General features: G+C 29.2%; 18 protein-coding genes. 5 read left to right on the top strand and 13 right to left on the bottom strand.

Going from position 1 to position 17,647, the window contains the following annotated elements; genetic code table 11:
- The first annotated feature begins 54 nt into the window (after positions 1–54).
- Together CAQ16704_RS01165 and sppA are read left to right on the top strand one after the other, a co-directional pair.
- Positions 55–1,278 (top strand): metallo-dependent hydrolase, subgroup D, encoded by a 1,224-nt coding sequence (locus CAQ16704_RS01165; RefSeq protein WP_039666527.1) that lies wholly within the window; start codon positions 55–57, stop codon positions 1,276–1,278.
- A complete protein-coding gene (gene sppA, locus CAQ16704_RS01160) occupies positions 1,266–2,159 on the top strand; it encodes a signal peptide peptidase SppA (protein ID WP_039666526.1) in 894 nt (297 codons plus the stop codon). The genes CAQ16704_RS01165 and sppA overlap by 13 nt, the downstream gene beginning before the upstream one ends.
- Here the strand turns inward: sppA and ribD are convergent.
- From ribD to CAQ16704_RS01095, 13 genes are all read right to left on the bottom strand, one after another.
- Positions 2,156–3,148 carry a bifunctional diaminohydroxyphosphoribosylaminopyrimidine deaminase/5-amino-6-(5-phosphoribosylamino)uracil reductase RibD gene (gene ribD, locus CAQ16704_RS01155; protein ID WP_039666525.1) on the bottom strand — a complete coding sequence of 331 codons (993 nt, stop codon included), beginning with the start codon at positions 3,146–3,148 and terminating at the stop codon, positions 2,156–2,158. The genes sppA and ribD overlap by 4 nt on opposite strands.
- A 150-nt stretch (positions 3,149–3,298) precedes the next feature.
- Positions 3,299–4,993 carry a DUF262 domain-containing protein gene (locus CAQ16704_RS01150; RefSeq protein ID WP_039666524.1) on the bottom strand — a complete coding sequence of 565 codons (1,695 nt, stop codon included), beginning with the start codon at positions 4,991–4,993 and terminating at the stop codon, positions 3,299–3,301.
- Positions 4,994–5,051: 58 nt separating this feature from the next.
- A complete protein-coding gene (locus CAQ16704_RS01145; protein WP_039666523.1) occupies positions 5,052–5,432 on the bottom strand; it encodes a hypothetical protein in 381 nt (126 codons plus the stop codon).
- Between the two features lie 41 nt (positions 5,433–5,473).
- Positions 5,474–5,761: a hypothetical protein gene (locus tag CAQ16704_RS01140; RefSeq protein WP_039666522.1), complete on the bottom strand. Its 288-nt coding sequence runs from the start codon at positions 5,759–5,761 to the stop codon at positions 5,474–5,476.
- 73 nt (positions 5,762–5,834) lie between these two features.
- Positions 5,835–6,257, bottom strand: coding sequence for a ribosome maturation factor RimP (rimP, locus tag CAQ16704_RS01135; RefSeq protein WP_039666521.1), 423 nt, complete (start codon positions 6,255–6,257; stop codon positions 5,835–5,837).
- Entirely contained in the window at positions 6,247–6,609 is a 363-nt protein-coding gene (gene rbfA / locus CAQ16704_RS01130) for a 30S ribosome-binding factor RbfA (protein WP_039666520.1), read from the bottom strand. The genes rimP and rbfA overlap by 11 nt, the downstream gene beginning before the upstream one ends.
- On the bottom strand, positions 6,606–9,218 hold the full coding sequence (infB, locus tag CAQ16704_RS01125; protein ID WP_039666519.1) for a translation initiation factor IF-2: 2,613 nt from the start codon (positions 9,216–9,218) through the stop codon (positions 6,606–6,608). The genes rbfA and infB overlap by 4 nt, the downstream gene beginning before the upstream one ends.
- Positions 9,199–9,465 carry a putative nucleic-acid-binding protein gene (locus tag CAQ16704_RS01120; RefSeq protein WP_052244950.1) on the bottom strand — a complete coding sequence of 89 codons (267 nt, stop codon included), beginning with the start codon at positions 9,463–9,465 and terminating at the stop codon, positions 9,199–9,201. The genes infB and CAQ16704_RS01120 overlap by 20 nt, the downstream gene beginning before the upstream one ends.
- Positions 9,466–9,489: 24 nt before the next feature.
- On the bottom strand, positions 9,490–10,368 hold the full coding sequence (gene thrB / locus CAQ16704_RS01115; RefSeq protein WP_039666517.1) for a homoserine kinase: 879 nt from the start codon (positions 10,366–10,368) through the stop codon (positions 9,490–9,492).
- Between the two features lie 8 nt (positions 10,369–10,376).
- Complete coding sequence (locus CAQ16704_RS01110; RefSeq protein ID WP_039666516.1) at positions 10,377–10,784, bottom strand: glycoprotease; 408 nt, start codon at positions 10,782–10,784, stop codon at positions 10,377–10,379.
- 41 nt (positions 10,785–10,825) lie between these two features.
- Positions 10,826–11,710 (bottom strand): UDP-3-O-acyl-N-acetylglucosamine deacetylase, encoded by an 885-nt coding sequence (gene lpxC, locus CAQ16704_RS01105; protein WP_039666515.1) that lies wholly within the window; start codon positions 11,708–11,710, stop codon positions 10,826–10,828.
- A 2-nt stretch (positions 11,711–11,712) separates the two neighbouring features.
- Positions 11,713–13,092 (bottom strand): M23 family metallopeptidase, encoded by a 1,380-nt coding sequence (locus CAQ16704_RS01100; protein ID WP_039666514.1) that lies wholly within the window; start codon positions 13,090–13,092, stop codon positions 11,713–11,715.
- Positions 13,093–13,168: 76 nt separating this feature from the next.
- On the bottom strand, positions 13,169–13,996 hold the full coding sequence (locus CAQ16704_RS01095) for a chorismate mutase / prephenate dehydrogenase (protein WP_039666513.1): 828 nt from the start codon (positions 13,994–13,996) through the stop codon (positions 13,169–13,171).
- Positions 13,997–14,073: 77 nt separating this feature from the next.
- Between CAQ16704_RS01095 and bamA the strand changes: the two genes are divergently transcribed.
- From bamA to CAQ16704_RS01080, 3 genes are read left to right on the top strand one after another with little or no spacing between them, the layout of a single operon-like run.
- A complete protein-coding gene (gene bamA / locus CAQ16704_RS01090; protein WP_039666512.1) occupies positions 14,074–16,290 on the top strand; it encodes an outer membrane protein assembly factor BamA in 2,217 nt (738 codons plus the stop codon).
- Between the two features lie 53 nt (positions 16,291–16,343).
- The gene (gene accD, locus CAQ16704_RS01085; RefSeq protein WP_039666511.1) at positions 16,344–17,201 is read left to right on the top strand and encodes an acetyl-CoA carboxylase, carboxyltransferase subunit beta; all 858 of its coding nucleotides are present in this window, start codon (positions 16,344–16,346) and stop codon (positions 17,199–17,201) included.
- On the top strand, positions 17,191–17,646 hold the full coding sequence (locus tag CAQ16704_RS01080; protein ID WP_039666510.1) for a 23S rRNA (pseudouridine(1915)-N(3))-methyltransferase RlmH: 456 nt from the start codon (positions 17,191–17,193) through the stop codon (positions 17,644–17,646). Before accD ends, CAQ16704_RS01080 begins: the two co-directional genes overlap by 11 nt.
- The last annotated feature ends 1 nt before the right edge of the window (position 17,647 follow it).

The following is a 17,647-nucleotide window of genomic DNA, read 5'->3' as shown; positions in this document are numbered from 1 at the left end:
TATAACACTTTAAAGATAAATTTTAGCTACAATTTCCCTTTTTAAAGGATATAAATGTTTATAATAGCACCCAAAATTATATTAACTTGCGATGATGAATTTAGCATTTTAGAAGAAAAGGCTATTCTTTTTAACGATAGTATTTTAGAAATTGATACCTTAGAAAATTTACAAAAATCCTGCCCACAAGCTAAGCTTATACCAACTCCAAAAGATACTTTACTTTTACCTGCTTTCATCAATCCTCATACACATTTAGAATTTAGTGCAAATAATGGAAATTTAGTTTTTGGAGACTTTTTAAAATGGCTTGATAGTATTTTTAATAACCGTGAACAACTAAATAAAAAAGCCAAAGAAAAATTAATCTCTCAAAATATCCATAAAATGCTAAAAAGTGGCACTGCTACTATAGGTGAAATTTCAAGTTTTGGAGGTGATTTAAACCCTTGTGTGAATTCACAAGCTAGGGTAATATTTTTTAATGAAATTTTAGGCTCAAATGAAAATTTTATCATTGCTAAAAAAGAAGAATTTTTAACACGCTATGAAAAAAGCATGAGTTTTAAAACTTCTAAATTTATCCCTGCAATTTCTGTACATGCACCTTACTCAACACACCCAAAACTTGCTAAATTTGCCATAAAATTTGCTAAAGAAAATAATCATTTATTAAGCACACATTTTCTTGAAAGTAATCATGAAAATAATTGGCTAAGATTTAAAAAAGGTGGATTTAAAAAGAGCTTAGCTAAATTTAGTAAAAATCCTATACCATTTTACACCCCACAAAGCTTTTTGGAACTTTTTAAAAATCAAAGAACTTTATTTACGCATTGTGTTTATTTTAAAGAATGGGATTTGCTAGATAAAAATTTACATTCAATCACACATTGTGCATTTTCTAATAGACTTTTGAGCAAAAATACTTTTAAATTAAAATCTGCTTTAAAAAATGGCGTTAATATCCACCTAGGAACCGATGGCTTAAGCTCAAATACTTCTTTAAGTATGCTTGATGAAATGAGAGCAAATTTGCTTATACATGATGATTTTGAGTTAGAAAATTTTGCTAAAATATTGCTTTTAATGGCGACTAATAAAGCCGCAAAAGCCTTAAATTTAAATCTAGGTCAAATTCAAAAAGGTAAAATAGCTGATTTTAGTCTTTTTGCTTTACCAAATAGTGTAAATTTAAAACAACTTCCTTTGCAATTTATTTTGCAAAGTAAAGAAGTGTTAAAACTGTTTATAGAAGGAAAAGAATGCAACTTATAAAATCATTTTTTAAAGGAATTGGAAAAATCATTTCTTATATCAACACTTATTTTAAAACCTTTGTGTTTTTATTTATCGTATTTTTAATCCTTGCTCCAAGCGGGGATAATGCTAAACTTTCTAATGCAAACTTAGCTCAAATTAATCTCAAAGGCGAAATTAGCGATGCGAGTAATCTTTTAGAGCAAATTTATAAAGCTAAAGATAATAAAGCCATAAAGGGCGTTTTGCTTTTTATAGATAGTCCCGGAGGAGCTTTTGCACCAAGCATGGAAATAGCTTTAGCCATACAAGATCTTAAAGCTAAAAAACCTGTAGTAGTATATGCAGGTGGGACCATAGCAAGTGGGAGTTACCTAAGTGCAGTTGGGGCTAATATGATCATTGCTAATCCTGCTAGTTTTGTAGGATCTATTGGGGTAATCATGCAAGGCTTTGAAGTAAGCAACCTTGCACAAAAACTTGGCATAAGCGAACAAACCATCAAAGCAGGAAGCTACAAAGAAGCAGGAACTTTTATGCGAAAATGGAGTGCAGAAGAAAAAGACTTTTTACAAAATTTAGCTAATCAAAGCTATGAGCTTTTCACGCAATTTGTCGCTAAAAATCGCAAATTAGACTTAAACCAAACAAGCTCATGGGCTGATGCGAAAGTGTTTTTAGCTAATGAGGCTTTAAAATTAAAACTCATTGATAAAATAGGCAATTACGAGCAAGCCAAAAAAGAGCTAGAAAAGCTAGCCAAAGTGCAAAACCCTATCTGGCAAAAAGAAGATGCTATAGATAAGTTTTTAAAACGATTGGAAGAGCAAAGTGCTAGCTTTTTTGCTAACACTTTAGCGCAATTTTTCACACAAGTAAGCTCACAAAAAATCTACTAAGATTTAACAATCTCATAAAATCCATAAGTATCATTTCCTAAAAAGCCTTTGTATAAAGGCTTTAGCTTTAAATCTAACTTAACATTTTCAAAGGTATTTAAATTTGAACTTGAAAAAATCAAAAGCATATCTAACTCATCTTTAAAGGCTTTTAAAAAATTCTCCCCGCCCTCATACATAATAAACTTGGCTTCACTAGGAATGTTTGTAAAAATTTCTCTTTCAGGCACACTAAATAAAGGAATTTTTGGATCAAAACTTTCTAAATTTTGATGGCTTAGTATGCATAAATTTGGTGCTTTAGCCTGAACTAACCTTGCATCTAAAATAGGCCTATCATGTCTTATAGTTTCTCCACCTACTACGAGCAAATCAAGCTTTGAGCGTAATGCGTGAGCATAGGTTCTACTTGCTTTAGAACTTACTATTTTACCATAAGCAGAGCCATTTAAAGAAAGGGCTAGTTTAAAAAATTTAAAACTTGATTTTTGCCATTTTAAAAAAGGCTTTAAAAGCTCTTTGGCTCTTTGCTCACAAATTCCCATGTGAACTTTTATGCCTTGATTTTTTAAAAACTCTGCTCCACCGCTTGCGAGTTTATGCTCATCTTTAGTGGCGATAAAAACTTCACTAAAGCCAAGTGCGCTAAAAAGTTTCGCACAAGGCGGGGTTTTACCCTGATGATTGCAAGGCTCTAAGCTCACATAAGCACTAGCACCTTTTAATAACCCTTGATGATTTTTGCAAATAAACTCATGCAAATCGTTTGCATTTTGTGGTAAATCTAAATTTGGATTAAGTACTTTTAAGGCTTTACTCACTGCTTCAAGCTCTGCATGAGCCTTGCCCGCTTCTTTGTGTGCTTCTATGCTTAAGATTTTACCATTTTTATCTAAGATCACACAGCCTACGGCTGGATTTGGGTAGGTTAAAAGCTGATATTTCCAAGCTTCATCTATGGCTAAATTCATATAAAATTCGTGATTCATATTGCCTTCTATTTTGTATTTTTAAACATAAAACATTTTATCAAAAAATATATGAGATGCACCATATCAACAAAATACACAGCACAGAAAAAATCATAAATATATTTTAGCGTAAATATCCATAGAGAGTCTTCTCTATGGATAGCTATTTTATTTTAAAAATTCTACAATTTTAGAATAAATCGCTTTTGCCCTTTCATTAACATCTTCTTTAGTCCAATTATTTTTCACACGTTTTGATAAATCCAAAATTTCTTTTAGATTTTTATTGTTAACACTAGCATACTCTATCTGTTTTTTAGCAAAAAAATTATCATTACATTTAATATTGCTTTTTTTTGTTAATAAAATTTTATTTCCTATATTTTCTAAATATTCCATGTGAGTTTGCTCGCACCAATCATTAAAGTTAGCATTTTGCCATTGCTTCGGTAAAATATGTTCCACCTCTAAAGAAGCAGAATCTATATTTTGCTCAAAATTATCATAAATATAAGCGTATAAAAATAAAATATATTTAGCTTTTCTGGAATCAAAATTTTTACTTATTTCTATAAAATTTTCAAAGCTAGGCATGTTTTGCTTTGCTGGAAAACTCTCATTCTTTTTAAGTTTTACATTCATTTTAAATACAATATCTTTAATCACGTTGATTGATGCATTTCCATTTAAAAATGGCAATGTAATATACTGAATTAATATCGGTAAATATTTATCAAATTCTTCACTAAATTTATCTTTGTCGTCTATATTATCTTTATTTCTCCAAACCAAGCAACTAACAAATGCTTTCCATGAATCATTTTGAAATAAATTTAAAATTTTCATATATTTGTTTGATAAATCACTTAAATAATTTTCAGGCTTATCCCAAAAATTTGCTAGACACTTTATAAAATACATTGTATTATCTTTATAAAGCCAATTATCAATTGCACCATAATATACTTTTTTATCTGACTTTGTAAAGAAATTTAATACACTATGGGTTGTTGTATCAAAATCTTCGTTTTCAGCACGAATTACATGCATAAATTGTAAAAATAAGAAATCTAGATTTTTTATATTATCACTTTCATCAATTTTTGCTTCTAATTCTTTCCACTCACTTGCAAACTCGTTTTTTTGTGATACTCTTTTATAAATATATCCTTTTAAAATATCAGCATTAGATAGTGGCAATCCTCTTGAATTTAGAGTATTGAATATAGTCATAGCAGATTCTTGACTATCGCATACCACAATTAACATAAAAAGTATTTTTGATAAAAACATTTTACATAGTATTTCCCATTGCAAAGGTCTGTTTATCTTAAATTCCAGCAATTTATTATAAAAGAAAATAAAATTCTTGGAATATTTTGAGATTGATTTTTGTAAATCCTCAAGATTAATCTCTTTTCTTAATAATTCATTTAGTATAACATTATCACGGTCTGTAATCACTCTGCTACTTAAATGACTTTTGTTATAATCCAAACCACTGTCTAAATCATACTCCCAAACACATTTACCAAAACCTTCCAAATAACTTATTTTTACATTAGCTTGTTCAGATTGAAAATGCTCATAAAATGCTCTAAAAAACAGTGTAAAAGTAGTAATTCTCTGCTGTCCATCTATAATCTCAAGCTCATTATTATTATTTTGATAAGCAACGATAGATCCTAAAAAATATTCATTAATACTTTCGCCATCACCAAATACCTCCAAAACATCATTCCAAAGAGTTTCGCATTCATCTATATCCCATCTGTATGGTCTTTGATATTCTGGAATTACAAATTTAACCCCCTCATCGCTTAACAATTTACATATATATTCTTTTTTTGGCTTAAATTCCATCAACAATCCTTTATTATATAAAATCACAAATATAATATATTTTTTATTAAAAAATGATTTAAATTTTAGTATTTTTATATTCTAAAAATTTAATATACCAAGCAATACAAGCACTAGGGGTTCCATTTAATTTCTTTTTTTCATAATTAATATTATATAAAACACTATTTTTATTCTTAATATTATCGAGTAAAAAATTGAGTGCCTGTAAGGAATCTATATCTAAATTATACAACTCACATTCACAAGATAAAATTCCATTTGTAAATAATTTTTGAAAAAATTTTTTTGTTTTAGTTCCACAATAATCCCTCTTGGTTGAATTAGCCAAATTTGATTTTTCGTCTAAAAAATACCTAAAATCATCTTTATTACTTTTTTTAAAAACATTTATTTTAAACATTACATTGTTTTCAAAAATAAAAAATGCATTAGACACAATAATTCCTTTTACTAAAATATAAATTTACTATCAGGAGACTAATCCACAATTGCAAAAAATTTACAATTTTTATAATATCTATAAAATCTTTCACCATTTTTGTTCATAGTTTTTAAATAATTAAAAACAGGTGAAGTCCATTTATAACCTTGACTTTTTGTATGAAGTTCATCTATTAATTTATCATCTTGATAAACATACACACTCATGCCACCATTTTTTACAACTGCTTCTTTAAATTCATCACTATCTTTTGGAAAATGATAATACACATTGCCATTTTTGTCTGTTTTACTGATTTTATAATCATATTTATTTTCAAGCATTATACACCTTTTTTATTCTTATGTTTAAATTTAATTATACAAAAGACAAGTAAAAATTTAGATTTCTAAATTTTTACCATTGTATGAAGGTTTTAGCTTTTCTTATGTCGCTAAAATTTATAGTAGTTTTTTCTTGAGTTTCTAAATTTTCTAAAGTGATATTTTCATCATCTACAGCGATGATTTTTGCCTCGATTTTTTCTTTTTCACTAGTTGTGATTTTTACAAGCTCATTAATGCTTTTTGCAAAATGCTCAATTTTACTAAGTTTTCTTTCAAGCCCACAGCTTGATACTTCTAAAAAATACTCCCCGCCCACAGGTGGCTCTACATCAAAAATAGGCGATAAAATCTCACTAAACCTAGCACAATCATCAAGATTTACCCCACCTTCTTTTTGCACATAAATTCTATAAATCTTTCTACCATTTTCACTTGTTAGCTCATCATCATAAAAGCTAAGCCCTGCTTCTTTACACAAAGCTTCAAGATTCATTTCTTTCCTTTTTTATCTTTTCAAAAAGTGCATCCATATGGTTTTGATACTCTAATCTATCATCAAATTTAAAATGAAATTTCGGACATCTATACCATCCTTGCTCACTCATACAATAATTTTGCAAAGCACGGGCGGCTTTTTTGAGTTGATTAAGTATGATTTCTTGCTCTTGAGTGTTAAAAAACATTTTATCTAAATACACAAAAGCATCATATCTGCCTTTTTTGCACTCTACATCCACCACGCACAAGTTTTTTAAAGCTTCATTGTCTAAATTTGCTAAAGCTTCTGGTATAAGCTCTTTTAAAATACTTTCCGTACGTAGCTTTTTGATTTCAGCTGGGTTCATAGGCTTACTTGTTCCTCAACTTCTTTATAACTTTCTATATAATCACCCACTCTCATATCGTTACAACCTTCTATGCCAACACCGCATTCATAGCCTTTTGCAACTTCTCTTACATCATCTTTAAAGCGTTTAAGTGAGCTTACATTGCCTTCAAATACCACAACCCCTTCTCTAATGAGCCTGATTTTCGCACCACGATTTATAGTTCCTTCTGTTACCATACAACCTGCGATTTGTCCTAGTTTTGGCACATTGATCACTTGGCGAATTTCAGCTTGACCGAGTTGTTCTTCAGAGATGATAGGACTCATCATACCACCTAGTAAGGCTTTTACATCATCAAGCAAATTGTAAATAACATTATAAGTTTTTATCTCTACGCCTTTATCTTTAGCGCGCTCTTTGATTTCACCGGTTGGGCGTATATTAAAGCCTAAAACGATAGAGTTTTCACTAGCACTTGCAAGCTCTATATCACTTTGAGTAATCCCACCTACCCCACTATGGATGATATTAACTTTAATCTCATCGTTTTTAAGTTTTTCCAAACTAGCCTTAATCGCTTCAAGTGAACCTTGCACATCTGCTTTTAAGATCACAGGTAGGGCTTTTAAATTGCCTTCTTTAATTTTTGCACCAAGCTCATCTATACTTACTTTAGTGGATTTACTTAATTCTTTTTGGCGGTTGTATTCATGGCGTTTATTAGCGTATTCTCTTGCTTGCTTATCACTATCTACAGCTATTAAAGTTTCTCCCGCATCAGCTACTTCACTAAGACCTATGATCACACCACACTCACCTGGGCCTATTTCTTTTAAAGCTTTACCTTGATCATCACTCATAGCACGCACTTTACCATAAGCTTCCCCTGCTACGACAGTATTTCCTACTCTTAAAGTACCATTTTGTACGATGATAGTAGCCACAGGACCTCTACCTTTTTGCACTGAAGATTCTATAATACTTGCTTTTGCATGTGCTTTTGGATTTGCTTTAAGCTCTAAAATATCAGCTTGTAATAATACAATTTCAAGTAAATCCTCTATACCATCACCTTTTTTAGCCGAAACTGGCACAAATTCATAAGATCCACCCCACTCTACTGGCATTATATCCATTTCTGCTAGTTGAGTTTTTACCATATCAGGATTTGCGTTTTCTTTATCCATTTTATTGATTGCTATAATGATAGGTACATTAGCTGCTTTTGCATGATTAATCGCTTCTTTAGTTTGAGGTTTTACTCCATCGTCTGCAGCCACTACAATAATAACAATATCAGTTATACTAGCTCCTCTTGCACGCATAGCAGTAAATGCTTCGTGGCCTGGAGTATCTATAAAAGTTATTTTTCTGCCATTTTTTTCTACCATGTAAGCGCCCACATGCTGAGTGATCCCGCCTGCTTCGCCACTTGCAATGCGTGATTTTCTTATATAATCAAGCAAAGAAGTCTTACCATGATCCACATGCCCCATGATAGTGATAACTGGAGCTCTTTGGCTTAAATTTTCTTCTGTTTGATTTTCATCATAATCTTTTACATAATCAAACTCATCAGCTTCATCAATGATATTAATCTCCACGCCAAATTCTGCAGCAAGAATTTCTATAGCATCCTCATCTAAAAAGTCATTTTTAGTCGTCATCATGCCAAGCATAAAAAGCTTTGAAATAACCTCGCCTGTATTTTTACCAAGTTTTTCAGCAAATTCATACACACGAATTTCTTTAGGTATACTTACACTTGTAATGGTTTCATTTTCTTTTTTTTCTATTTTTTTAGGTGGTTTTTTTCTATTTCTTCTTTGTATACCACCTTCACCAAAAGGATTAATAGAATTATTTAAAGATTGTTTTAAAATATTTGGTTGTTTTTTATTTGTCGCTTGAATTGGTTTATTTTCTTTTACACTAAAATCAGGCAAAACTACCATATCATCATCTTCTAATGAAATTTCAGCAAAATCTTTATCTCCTAAAAGATCCATTTTGGTAGTATTTTCTTTTTTACTTGCAACCGGATGATTTTTCTTTTCTTTTTTCTTTCTTTTTAAATTCTCTTCAGAATCAGAGTTGGAAAAAATCATGCTAAGACTCAAGCCTTGAGTAACTTGTGTATTGGATTTTTCTTCTTTTTCTATTGTAATTTCTCTACTTTCTTCCTTTTTCTTTTTTACGATAACCAAACCTCTTCTTTTAGCTAAATTTATGCTAGAACCTAGTTTTTCATCAAGTTTAATATCTTCTCTTGTTTCTTCTAAAAATGTTTCTTTAATAGAATTTTCAAGTTTTTTTTCTTCTTTTTTATCTCGTATTGATTTTGTAGTAGCTTTTGTTTCTTTCTTGGTTACAATTTTCTTTTCTTCTTTTTTATTTGTATTTTTTTTAGTTACACTTTCTTTTTTTGGTTTTGCAATTTTTTTTACTACATCTAAAATTTCACCTGATTGTACATATTGATAAATTGCTTCAGCAATTTCAGAAGATACTTTTTTATTAGGGGATTTTATATCTTCTAAGCCTATTTCATTGGCCTTTTCTATAATTTCTTTACTAGTATATCCTAGCTCTTGAGCAATTTCACTAATTTTTACATCTGCCATAAAAAAACATCTCCTTTAAATCCTGCTGATTAATACTGCCATGAAAATTGCCTTTGCAAGCTCTTTTAAAAGCTTTTTGCAATGTCTTTTCGTCATTTTCAAAACATAAATTACAAATATATAAACTTCTACCAAACTTCACTTTTGTGATAATTTGAGAATTTTTTATTTGAAATTGATGCAAACTTTGCTTTTCATAACGACCTTTACAAACAATGCACATTCTAATGGGTATATGATTTTTCAAAATTATATCTTTTTTTTGGAATTTTTAGCAAATTTTAAAGCCTTCATCATCAAAATCTAAAAGCTCAATCCTAAATTTAACAAATTTATTTTTTATTTTTTCTTTGATTTTTTTTGCATCATCTTTATAAGCTAAAGTAAAAAAACTCGAACCTGAACCTGAAAGCGTACTCATAAGAGCATTATTATCTAAAGCTAGTTTTTGTACCTCAAAAAGCTCGGGTAAAAGTTTCATTCTTTGGTTTTGGTGTAATTTATCTAAACTCGCATATTTTAGCAAGTCATATTTTTTTTCTAAAAAACACGCTGTTAAAAACGAAGCATGACAAAGATTAAAAACTCCATCTTCTAGGTTGATTCTTTTGGCTAAAACCTCCCTTGATTTTTGTGTATTCATTGCTACATTGGGAATGGTTATAATAGCTTGTAAATTTTTATCAATTTCTTTTTTTATAGCTAAAACTTCATTGTTACAAGTTAATGCACATACAAATCCACCAAGAGTTGCTGGAGCTATGTTATCTGGATGATTTTCATATTTTAAAGCCTCATTTAAAATGATATTTCTATTTACCTTAAATCCACTTAATGCATAAGCACAGGCAATAGCTCCAACTATTACAGCAGAAGAACTTCCCATACCTCTTGCTAATGGAATATTATTTTGAAAGATAAAACGAAAGCTATCTTTTCTTCCAATAAGTCTTTGATAAATTTCATAAAAAATATTTACAAAAGTATTATTTTTTTTCAGGTAGATATTATTTTCGCCTTCACCATGAATACTAATGCTAAAAAAATTAGATTTTTCTACTATTGTTTGATTAAAATATTTTAAACTTAATCCCAAGCAATCAAAACCAGGACCTAAATTTGCACTTGTAGCAGGAACTAAAATTTTCATTTTCTACCTTAATTAACTACATCTAAAACATAAAAAGGTGTATTTTCTTTACTCAAATTTAAATTTTTTAAATTTTGAGGCATAAAAAAATTCCCCGCTTGTGTTTTTTCTAAAACAACTTTACCATTTTCTTTTTTTACAAAGCATAAGTATTTATTAGCAGCTATGGGAGTATTATTATTCAACTCAAAAGCATTAATAGCTTTTAAAGGAATACTTTTAACTATAGCTAAAGTTTGAAAAGAAATATAAGAAATTTTTATCCCCATATATGACCCTGGTCCATGCACATAAATAAGCTCTTCAAAATCATATTTTGAAAGTAGATCTTGTATAATTTTTGGCAAAATCTCACTAACTTTCAAATCACTCTCAATCATTTCTAATATTTCATCATTTTCATAGACACCAAGCATTAAAGGCTTTGTTATGGCGTTTAAAAGTAAAGTAACCTTTTTTATGCAAAAACCTTTTCATAAATTTTATGTGTATTTTTTTCTAAGCTTACTATTTCATATGCTCCAAAATCCTTTAAGAGTTCTTTAGTTAAAAGATGATTAAGTTTATGTGAACCTGCATAAGAGGTATAATCTCCAAAAACTCTAAATCCAAGTAGGGTTAAATCCCCAATAGCATCTAAAATTTTATGACGTACAAATTCATCTTTAAAACGCAATCCTTCAGGATTTAAAATACGATTATCATCAATTACAACTGCATTTTCCAAACTTCCACCAAGACCTAAATTCATAGCTCTTAAAGCTTGAACATCTTTTAAAAATCCAAAAGTTCTTGCTCTTGCAATTTCATTGATATAATTTTCCTTACTAAATTCAAAACAATAATTTTGCTTACCTATGATAGGATTATCAAATTCAATTGTATAATTTATAATAGGCATATTAGTAGGACTTAAACGTACAAATTTATTACCTTCTTTAACTTCTATAGTTTTTTTAATCACTAAAATTTTTTTTGCTTCATCAAGCTCTTTTATGCCAGCTTCTTCAAGCATCATACAAAAACCTATACTACTACCATCCATCACAGGAGCCTCATTAGCATTTAAAACTATACGCACATTATCGATTCCATAAGCGTTTATAGCACTCATTAAATGCTCTATAGTGGAAACATACCCCCTATGATCACCAATAACAGTAGCCATTTGAGTATCAATCACATTTTCAGGTTTTGCTTCATAAGAAATTCCCAAATCACTTCTGTAAAATACTATACCATTACCAGCCTCCAATGGCTCTAACTTTATATTAATAGGTTCACCCTTATGTAAACCTATACCAACACCTTTAACTTCTCTTGCTATTGTTGTCTGATTCATATTTATTCACTTAAAATTCTTTTTTTACTTGCTTCTAATACATTATAGATATTTTCTTTTATCCATTTTGCATCTTGCCATTGTTCAGGTCGCACCTCAACACCTTGCACCAATACTCCAAAATGCACATGATCACCTAATGCTAAACCAGTAGTTCCAGTTGTTCCTATCACATCACCTGCTCTAACTTTATCTCCTACATTTACTTCAGCTGTTGTACAATGTCCATAAAGAGTATAAATTCCAAATCCATGATATATGATAATATTTAGTCCATAAATTCCATTTTCTTGAACAAAAACAACCTCTCCATTATTATTACTTACAATAGGTGCTTCTTTTATACTTGCTAAATCAAGTCCCATATGATAAGAACTGCTAAAAGCTTGATTATTATAAGAATAAAATCTATGATCAGCATAATCAGCTACTTTTTGGCCATTTTTTAAAGGCTTGAAAAGATTAATTTTAAAATTATTAATCAAAGTATCAGGAACTTTACTAGTAATATCATGAATAATCACTTCATTAAAAGCTCTTAATTCTTCATTTACAAATTTGAATTTTTCAAGCCTACTTAAATCTCTATCTTTTGGAGCATACCGTTGGGCTAAAAATTCTATTTTTCCATCTAAAAATCTATCACTTACTTTTATATTAGAAACACGATATTTTTTATTTGCAAAATAATATCTAATTCTTTGTTTGTTTATATTTCCTGCCTTATCTACTGCTACAACATAAGCTCTAAAATGTTCTTCAGTCGCTTCCCAAGGAACTAAAGCTGCATAATAACCTTCTTTTACATAAGGAGTTGCCTGATATATCTTATCTTTATTATTTACAATATAAACCTCTTGCAAATTCTCATCAAATGCTTTAAACACTACACTACCAATGCCACCTTGTTCTATTTGATAAGAATTATCTAAAATTTCTACTAAAGGTCTTTTGGTGTCTATAATAATTTTTATTTCCTTGATAACTTGATTTCCTAGGAAAAAATTCCAAAAACTATTATCTCTTGCTTCAATTACAAGTTTATAAAAATCAATTTTTTCTTTATAAGCTGGTTTTGGTAATTTTAAGTCAAAATGAATATTTTTTTTGTTACCTTTAATATGTTCATTAACTAAAGTTTCTCCATTAATCTCATTTGCCTTATACAAAGTTACTTTAATATCTTTTAAAACACTTTCATCATTTATTTCTATTGATATAGGTTCATTTAAATTACTATAAATAATATCTGATTTTGTTTGAATTGATGGGGCATTTTTCTCAAATAAACTCGTATTTAAAACAAATACTATAAAAGTTAAGATTACTAAAAAAATTATAGCAATCCATTTTTTGTTTGATCTTTTACGCGTAAAAATCATATTTATTCACTTTCAATCTATATTTTATAATAAATATATTATGAAATTGCAAATTAAGAGTAAATTGTAAAAAAAATTATAAAATTTCTCTTAATTTATTTGCATCTTTAATCCAATTTTCAAGTTCGCTAATATCACTTTTTTCTATCATTTTTTTACACTCTTGTAGCTCTTTTTGAAAAAGATTAATAGAATTTAATAAATTTTGCTTATTTTGTTGAAAAATTCCACTCCACATTTGAGGGTTAGATTTAGCTATTCTACACATATCCTTAAAAGAAGGACCGCCAAGATGAGCTATATTTTTTTTATTTTCTTCTTTCATAACAAAATTTGCTAAAGAAAAACTAATTACATGAGGCAAATGCGAAATAATAGATGCATGATGATCATGTGAAATACTATCCATAAACACAAGTTTCATTCCTAAATCAGAAAAAATTTCTATAGCTCTTTTTTGGTGTATATGATCTGCATTTTGTATATCACACAAAACACAAACAGCATTTTTATATAAGTCCTTTATAGCTGCATTTGGTCCACTATTTTCAGTTCCTGCCATAGGATGAGCTGCGATGAATTGTTTTTGCAATTTTTGTGGTAAGTTTTTAATAATTTCTTCCTTAGTACTTCCAAGCTCTATTACAGTACAATCTTTAGAAATGGTTTTAAATTCTTTTAAAATTTTTACAATAGCATTTACAGGAATAGCTAAAAAGACTATATCACATTTTTTTAGTGCTTCAAAATCAACGATTTTATCTACCAATTTTCTTTCTAAAGCAATTTGTTCATATTCTTTATTAATATCATATCCACAAACTAAATCTATCAATTTGTTTTCTCTTAAACTAATTCCTAATGATCCGCCTATTAAACCAAGTCCCACTATGCCTATTTTCATAAATTTTCCTTAAAAAGAATCAGTTAAAAATATTTTGGTATTATAACGCTTTTGTATATAAAAATTTAGGTAAAATGATGAAAAAATGGTTTATTTTTTTTGCACTCTCAAGTTCTTTATGTGCAACTACAATTAAAGATATTAAATTTGAAGGTTTATCGCAACTTTCTAAAGAGAGTGCTATTGCGATTTCAAAATTAAAAATAGGACAAAAAATCGATACTGCTAGCATAGATATGGCGATTAAAAATCTTTTTGACAGAAATTATTTTAAAGATATATTTGTTGAAGAAAAAAACGGAGTAATAATTTTTAAAGTAGTAGAAAAACCATCTATTGGAAAAATTGACATTCAGGGTATAGCAAGTAATGATAGAAAACAAATAGAATCTTTAGTAGGATTAAAACCTGGAATTTTATATGATGAAAATTCAGCTAAAGAATCAGCAGAAAAAATTAAACTTTTTTATCAAGCTAAAGGATTTTATGATACTGTAGTAGAAATAAAAAGTGAAAAACTGAGTAACTCAAGCTCTCTTAAACTAACATTTATTGTAAATCGTGGTGAAAATATTATCATAGAAAAGGTGCGTTTAAGTGGAGCTAAAAAACTAAGTTATTCAGATATAGAACCTGTGATAGCAAATAAACAAAGAGAAATCCTAGGATGGATGTGGGGATTTAATGATGGCAAACTTAAAATTTTTGATCTTGCAAATGATAGTTCAAGAATTTCGGATGTATATTTAAAAGAAGGTTATCTAGATATTAGTGTATCACCTGCATTTTTAAATACTTACACAGATACTTATCAAGCAGATTTGACATATTTTATTAACGAAGGTGAAGTTTATAAGGTCAAAGACATTAGAATCTTTAATCCTATTTTTAGTGATGAAGAAAACGATGTTTTAGCTAAAGATCTCAAGCTTAGTATAGGAAAAATAGTTAATATAGAAAAATTAAGAGAAGATATAAAAACAATAGAAACAAAAACAGCAGATTTAGGCTATGCTTTTGTACAAGTTATACCTGATATACAAAAAGATAAAGAAAATCATGAAGCGGTAATTATTTTTAAGGTAATTCCAAACGAAAAAGTATATATTAGAAATGTTGAAATTTCAGGTAATACAAAGACAGTTGATAGAGTTATTCGTAGAGAGCTTTATTTAACCGAAGGAAATCTTTACAATAGAACCGATTTAACAGATTCAAGAAATGCACTAAGAAGAACTGCTTATTTTGAAAGTGTAAATATCAAAGAACAAAGAGTAGATGACACACATATTGATTTAATAATAGAGGTAAAAGAAGCTTCAACAGGAGCTATTTCTGGTGGTATTGGCTATGGAACTAGTGATGGAATTTTACTAAGTGCTTCATTATCTGATGCAAATATACTAGGTTCAGGTATGAAAGGTAGTGTAAATATAGATAAAGGTGATGATACGCTTTCAGGTAGAGTTTCTTTAAGAAATCCTAGAGTAAACGATAGTGATTATTCTCTTGGCGGATCACTATATTCAGATCGTCTAGAATGGGATAGTTACGATGAAAGAAATTACGGCTTTAATATAAGTGCTGGTAAATCTTTAGGAAGATACGTAAATGTAGATTTAACTTATAATCTTGAACAAAGTGATATTTACTATTTAAGTGATCGTTTAATTGCTCAAGGATATAAACTTGGTAAAACTTACAAAAGCTCTTTAACGCCATCAATAATATTTAATAATACAGATGATTATTATTTGCCAAGATCTGGTTTTATCGCATCAACTTCTCTTGAATACGCAGGATTAGGTGGAGATCAAGAATTTATAAGCTCAGTTACTAAATTTAATTATTATCAAGGATTAGAAGATTTCATAGGATGGGATTTGATTTATCGATACAAAGCAAGTTTTTATAAGGTATGGGATCAAGGCTATCTACCAATTAATGAAAAATTATATCTTGGTGGTATAGGAACTATTAGGGGTTTTGATAGAAGAAGTGTTAGTCCAAAAAATGATTGGGGTGATGAAACTGGCGGTACCATAGCATTTGCAAATTCTGTAGAGCTTAGCTTTCCTATTTTTGATAGGATAAAACTAAGAGGAAGTATATTTTTTGACTATGGTGCTATTGGAGAAAATTCTTTAACTCAAATCCAAAGATGGAGCACTGGTGTTGGATTTGAATGGCTAACCCCATTAGGAGCTTTAAATTTAGTTTTTGCTAAACCTTTTAATACAAAATCCAAAGATGATTTAAGCAAATTTGAATTTATGTTAGGAGCAAGATTTTAAAAAATAAAAAATCTTGCTATAATTTTGAAATTTTTATATTTTGGGTAGTGATGATGAATTTTTTAGATATTTTTTCTAGTATAAGACGTAAGCAATCAACTCCAAGTGAAGCACCAAATCATTGGGTTAAGTGTAATTCTTGTCATGCATTAATGTATTATAAAGAAATAGAGACTTGCTATAATGTGTGTCCTAAATGTAATTTTCATATGAGATTAACTCCCTTAAAACGCATAGAGTTGTTAAGTGATGAAAATTCTTTTATGGAAATGGATAAAGATTTATATGCAGTTGATCCATTAAAATTTGTTGATAGTAAATCTTATAAAAAAAGACTAGTAGAAAATGAAGAAAAAACTGGTAGAAAAAGTGCTGTAATAAGTGGAGAGTGTAATATTGATGGAATTAAAACACAGCTAGTAGTCTTTGACTTTTCTTTTATGGGCGGAAGCTTAGGATCGGTTGAAGGCGAAAAAATTCTTAGAGCTATAGAAAGAGCTATAGAGAAAAAAACTCCAGTGGTGATAGTAAGTGCTAGTGGTGGTGCTAGAATGCAAGAGAGTACTTATTCTTTAATGCAAATGAGTAAAACTAGTGCGGCTTTAAAATTACTAGCAGAAGAAAAATTACCTTATATTTCAGTATTAACAGATCCAACAATGGGCGGAGTTAGTGCTTCTTTTGCTTGGCTTGGAGATATTATCGTAGCAGAACCTGGTGCTTTGGTAGGTTTTGCTGGAGCTAGAGTGATTAAACAAACCATAGGAACTGATCTACCTGAAGGTTTTCAAAAAGCTGAATTTTTACTTGAGCATGGTTTAATTGATGCTATTATTAACAGAAGTGAGCAAAAAAAATTCATAGCAGATTTCTTAAGATTTTTTTCTAACAAACTAGAAAATGCAAATTAATCTCTTAAGTATTCAAAAAAATAATAACGATGAATTTAGTAAAATTAATAAACAATATACAAGCCTTATTAAAAAATTTTGTAATTTTAATGATATTTGCATTTTCAGCAATAAAATAACTTTGGCACAAAATATAAATGCAACAGAAGCAAAAAAAGCTTATACAAGTGCATTAAACCCTTATAAAAAAGGTTTTTGTATAGCTTTAGATGAACAAGGTAAAGAATTTACAAGCACAGAGTTTGCAAAATTATTACGAGATAAACATGAAATTTCTTTTTTCATTGGTGGTGCTTATGGCTTTGAAAAAGAATTTATTGCACAAATGCATATAAGTATAGCACTTAGTAAAATGACTTTAATACATAAATTTGCAAAAACTATGCTTTTAGAGCAGATTTATCGTGCATTTTGTATTAATACAAATCACCCATATCACAAATAGG

The organism is Campylobacter sp. RM16704 (genome assembly GCF_000816245.1).
Lineage (GTDB): Bacteria > Campylobacterota > Campylobacteria > Campylobacterales > Campylobacteraceae > Campylobacter_D.
Note: the sequence above shows the minus strand (reverse complement) of the source record. Positions and strands in the feature narration are given on the sequence as shown.

Bases quoted from the DNA above. Each gene is read 5' to 3' on its own strand.
- CAQ16704_RS01165 (WP_039666527.1), top strand. From the start codon at position 55: ATGTTTATAATAGCACCCAAAATTATATTAACTTGCGATGATGAATTT.
- sppA (WP_039666526.1), top strand. From the start codon at position 1,266: ATGCAACTTATAAAATCATTTTTTAAAGGAATTGGAAAAATCATTTCT.
- ribD (WP_039666525.1), bottom strand. From the start codon at position 3,148: ATGAATCACGAATTTTATATGAATTTAGCCATAGATGAAGCTTGGAAA.
- CAQ16704_RS01150 (WP_039666524.1), bottom strand. From the start codon at position 4,993: ATGGAATTTAAGCCAAAAAAAGAATATATATGTAAATTGTTAAGCGAT.
- CAQ16704_RS01140 (WP_039666522.1), bottom strand. From the start codon at position 5,761: ATGCTTGAAAATAAATATGATTATAAAATCAGTAAAACAGACAAAAAT.
- rimP (WP_039666521.1), bottom strand. From the start codon at position 6,257: ATGAATCTTGAAGCTTTGTGTAAAGAAGCAGGGCTTAGCTTTTATGAT.
- rbfA (WP_039666520.1), bottom strand. From the start codon at position 6,609: ATGAACCCAGCTGAAATCAAAAAGCTACGTACGGAAAGTATTTTAAAA.
- infB (WP_039666519.1), bottom strand. From the start codon at position 9,218: ATGGCAGATGTAAAAATTAGTGAAATTGCTCAAGAGCTAGGATATACT.
- thrB (WP_039666517.1), bottom strand. From the start codon at position 10,368: ATGAAAATTTTAGTTCCTGCTACAAGTGCAAATTTAGGTCCTGGTTTT.
- CAQ16704_RS01110 (WP_039666516.1), bottom strand. From the start codon at position 10,784: ATGCTTGGTGTCTATGAAAATGATGAAATATTAGAAATGATTGAGAGT.
- lpxC (WP_039666515.1), bottom strand. From the start codon at position 11,710: ATGAATCAGACAACAATAGCAAGAGAAGTTAAAGGTGTTGGTATAGGT.
- CAQ16704_RS01100 (WP_039666514.1), bottom strand. From the start codon at position 13,092: ATGATTTTTACGCGTAAAAGATCAAACAAAAAATGGATTGCTATAATT.
- CAQ16704_RS01095 (WP_039666513.1), bottom strand. From the start codon at position 13,996: ATGAAAATAGGCATAGTGGGACTTGGTTTAATAGGCGGATCATTAGGA.
- bamA (WP_039666512.1), top strand. From the start codon at position 14,074: ATGAAAAAATGGTTTATTTTTTTTGCACTCTCAAGTTCTTTATGTGCA.
- accD (WP_039666511.1), top strand. From the start codon at position 16,344: ATGAATTTTTTAGATATTTTTTCTAGTATAAGACGTAAGCAATCAACT.
- CAQ16704_RS01080 (WP_039666510.1), top strand. From the start codon at position 17,191: ATGCAAATTAATCTCTTAAGTATTCAAAAAAATAATAACGATGAATTT.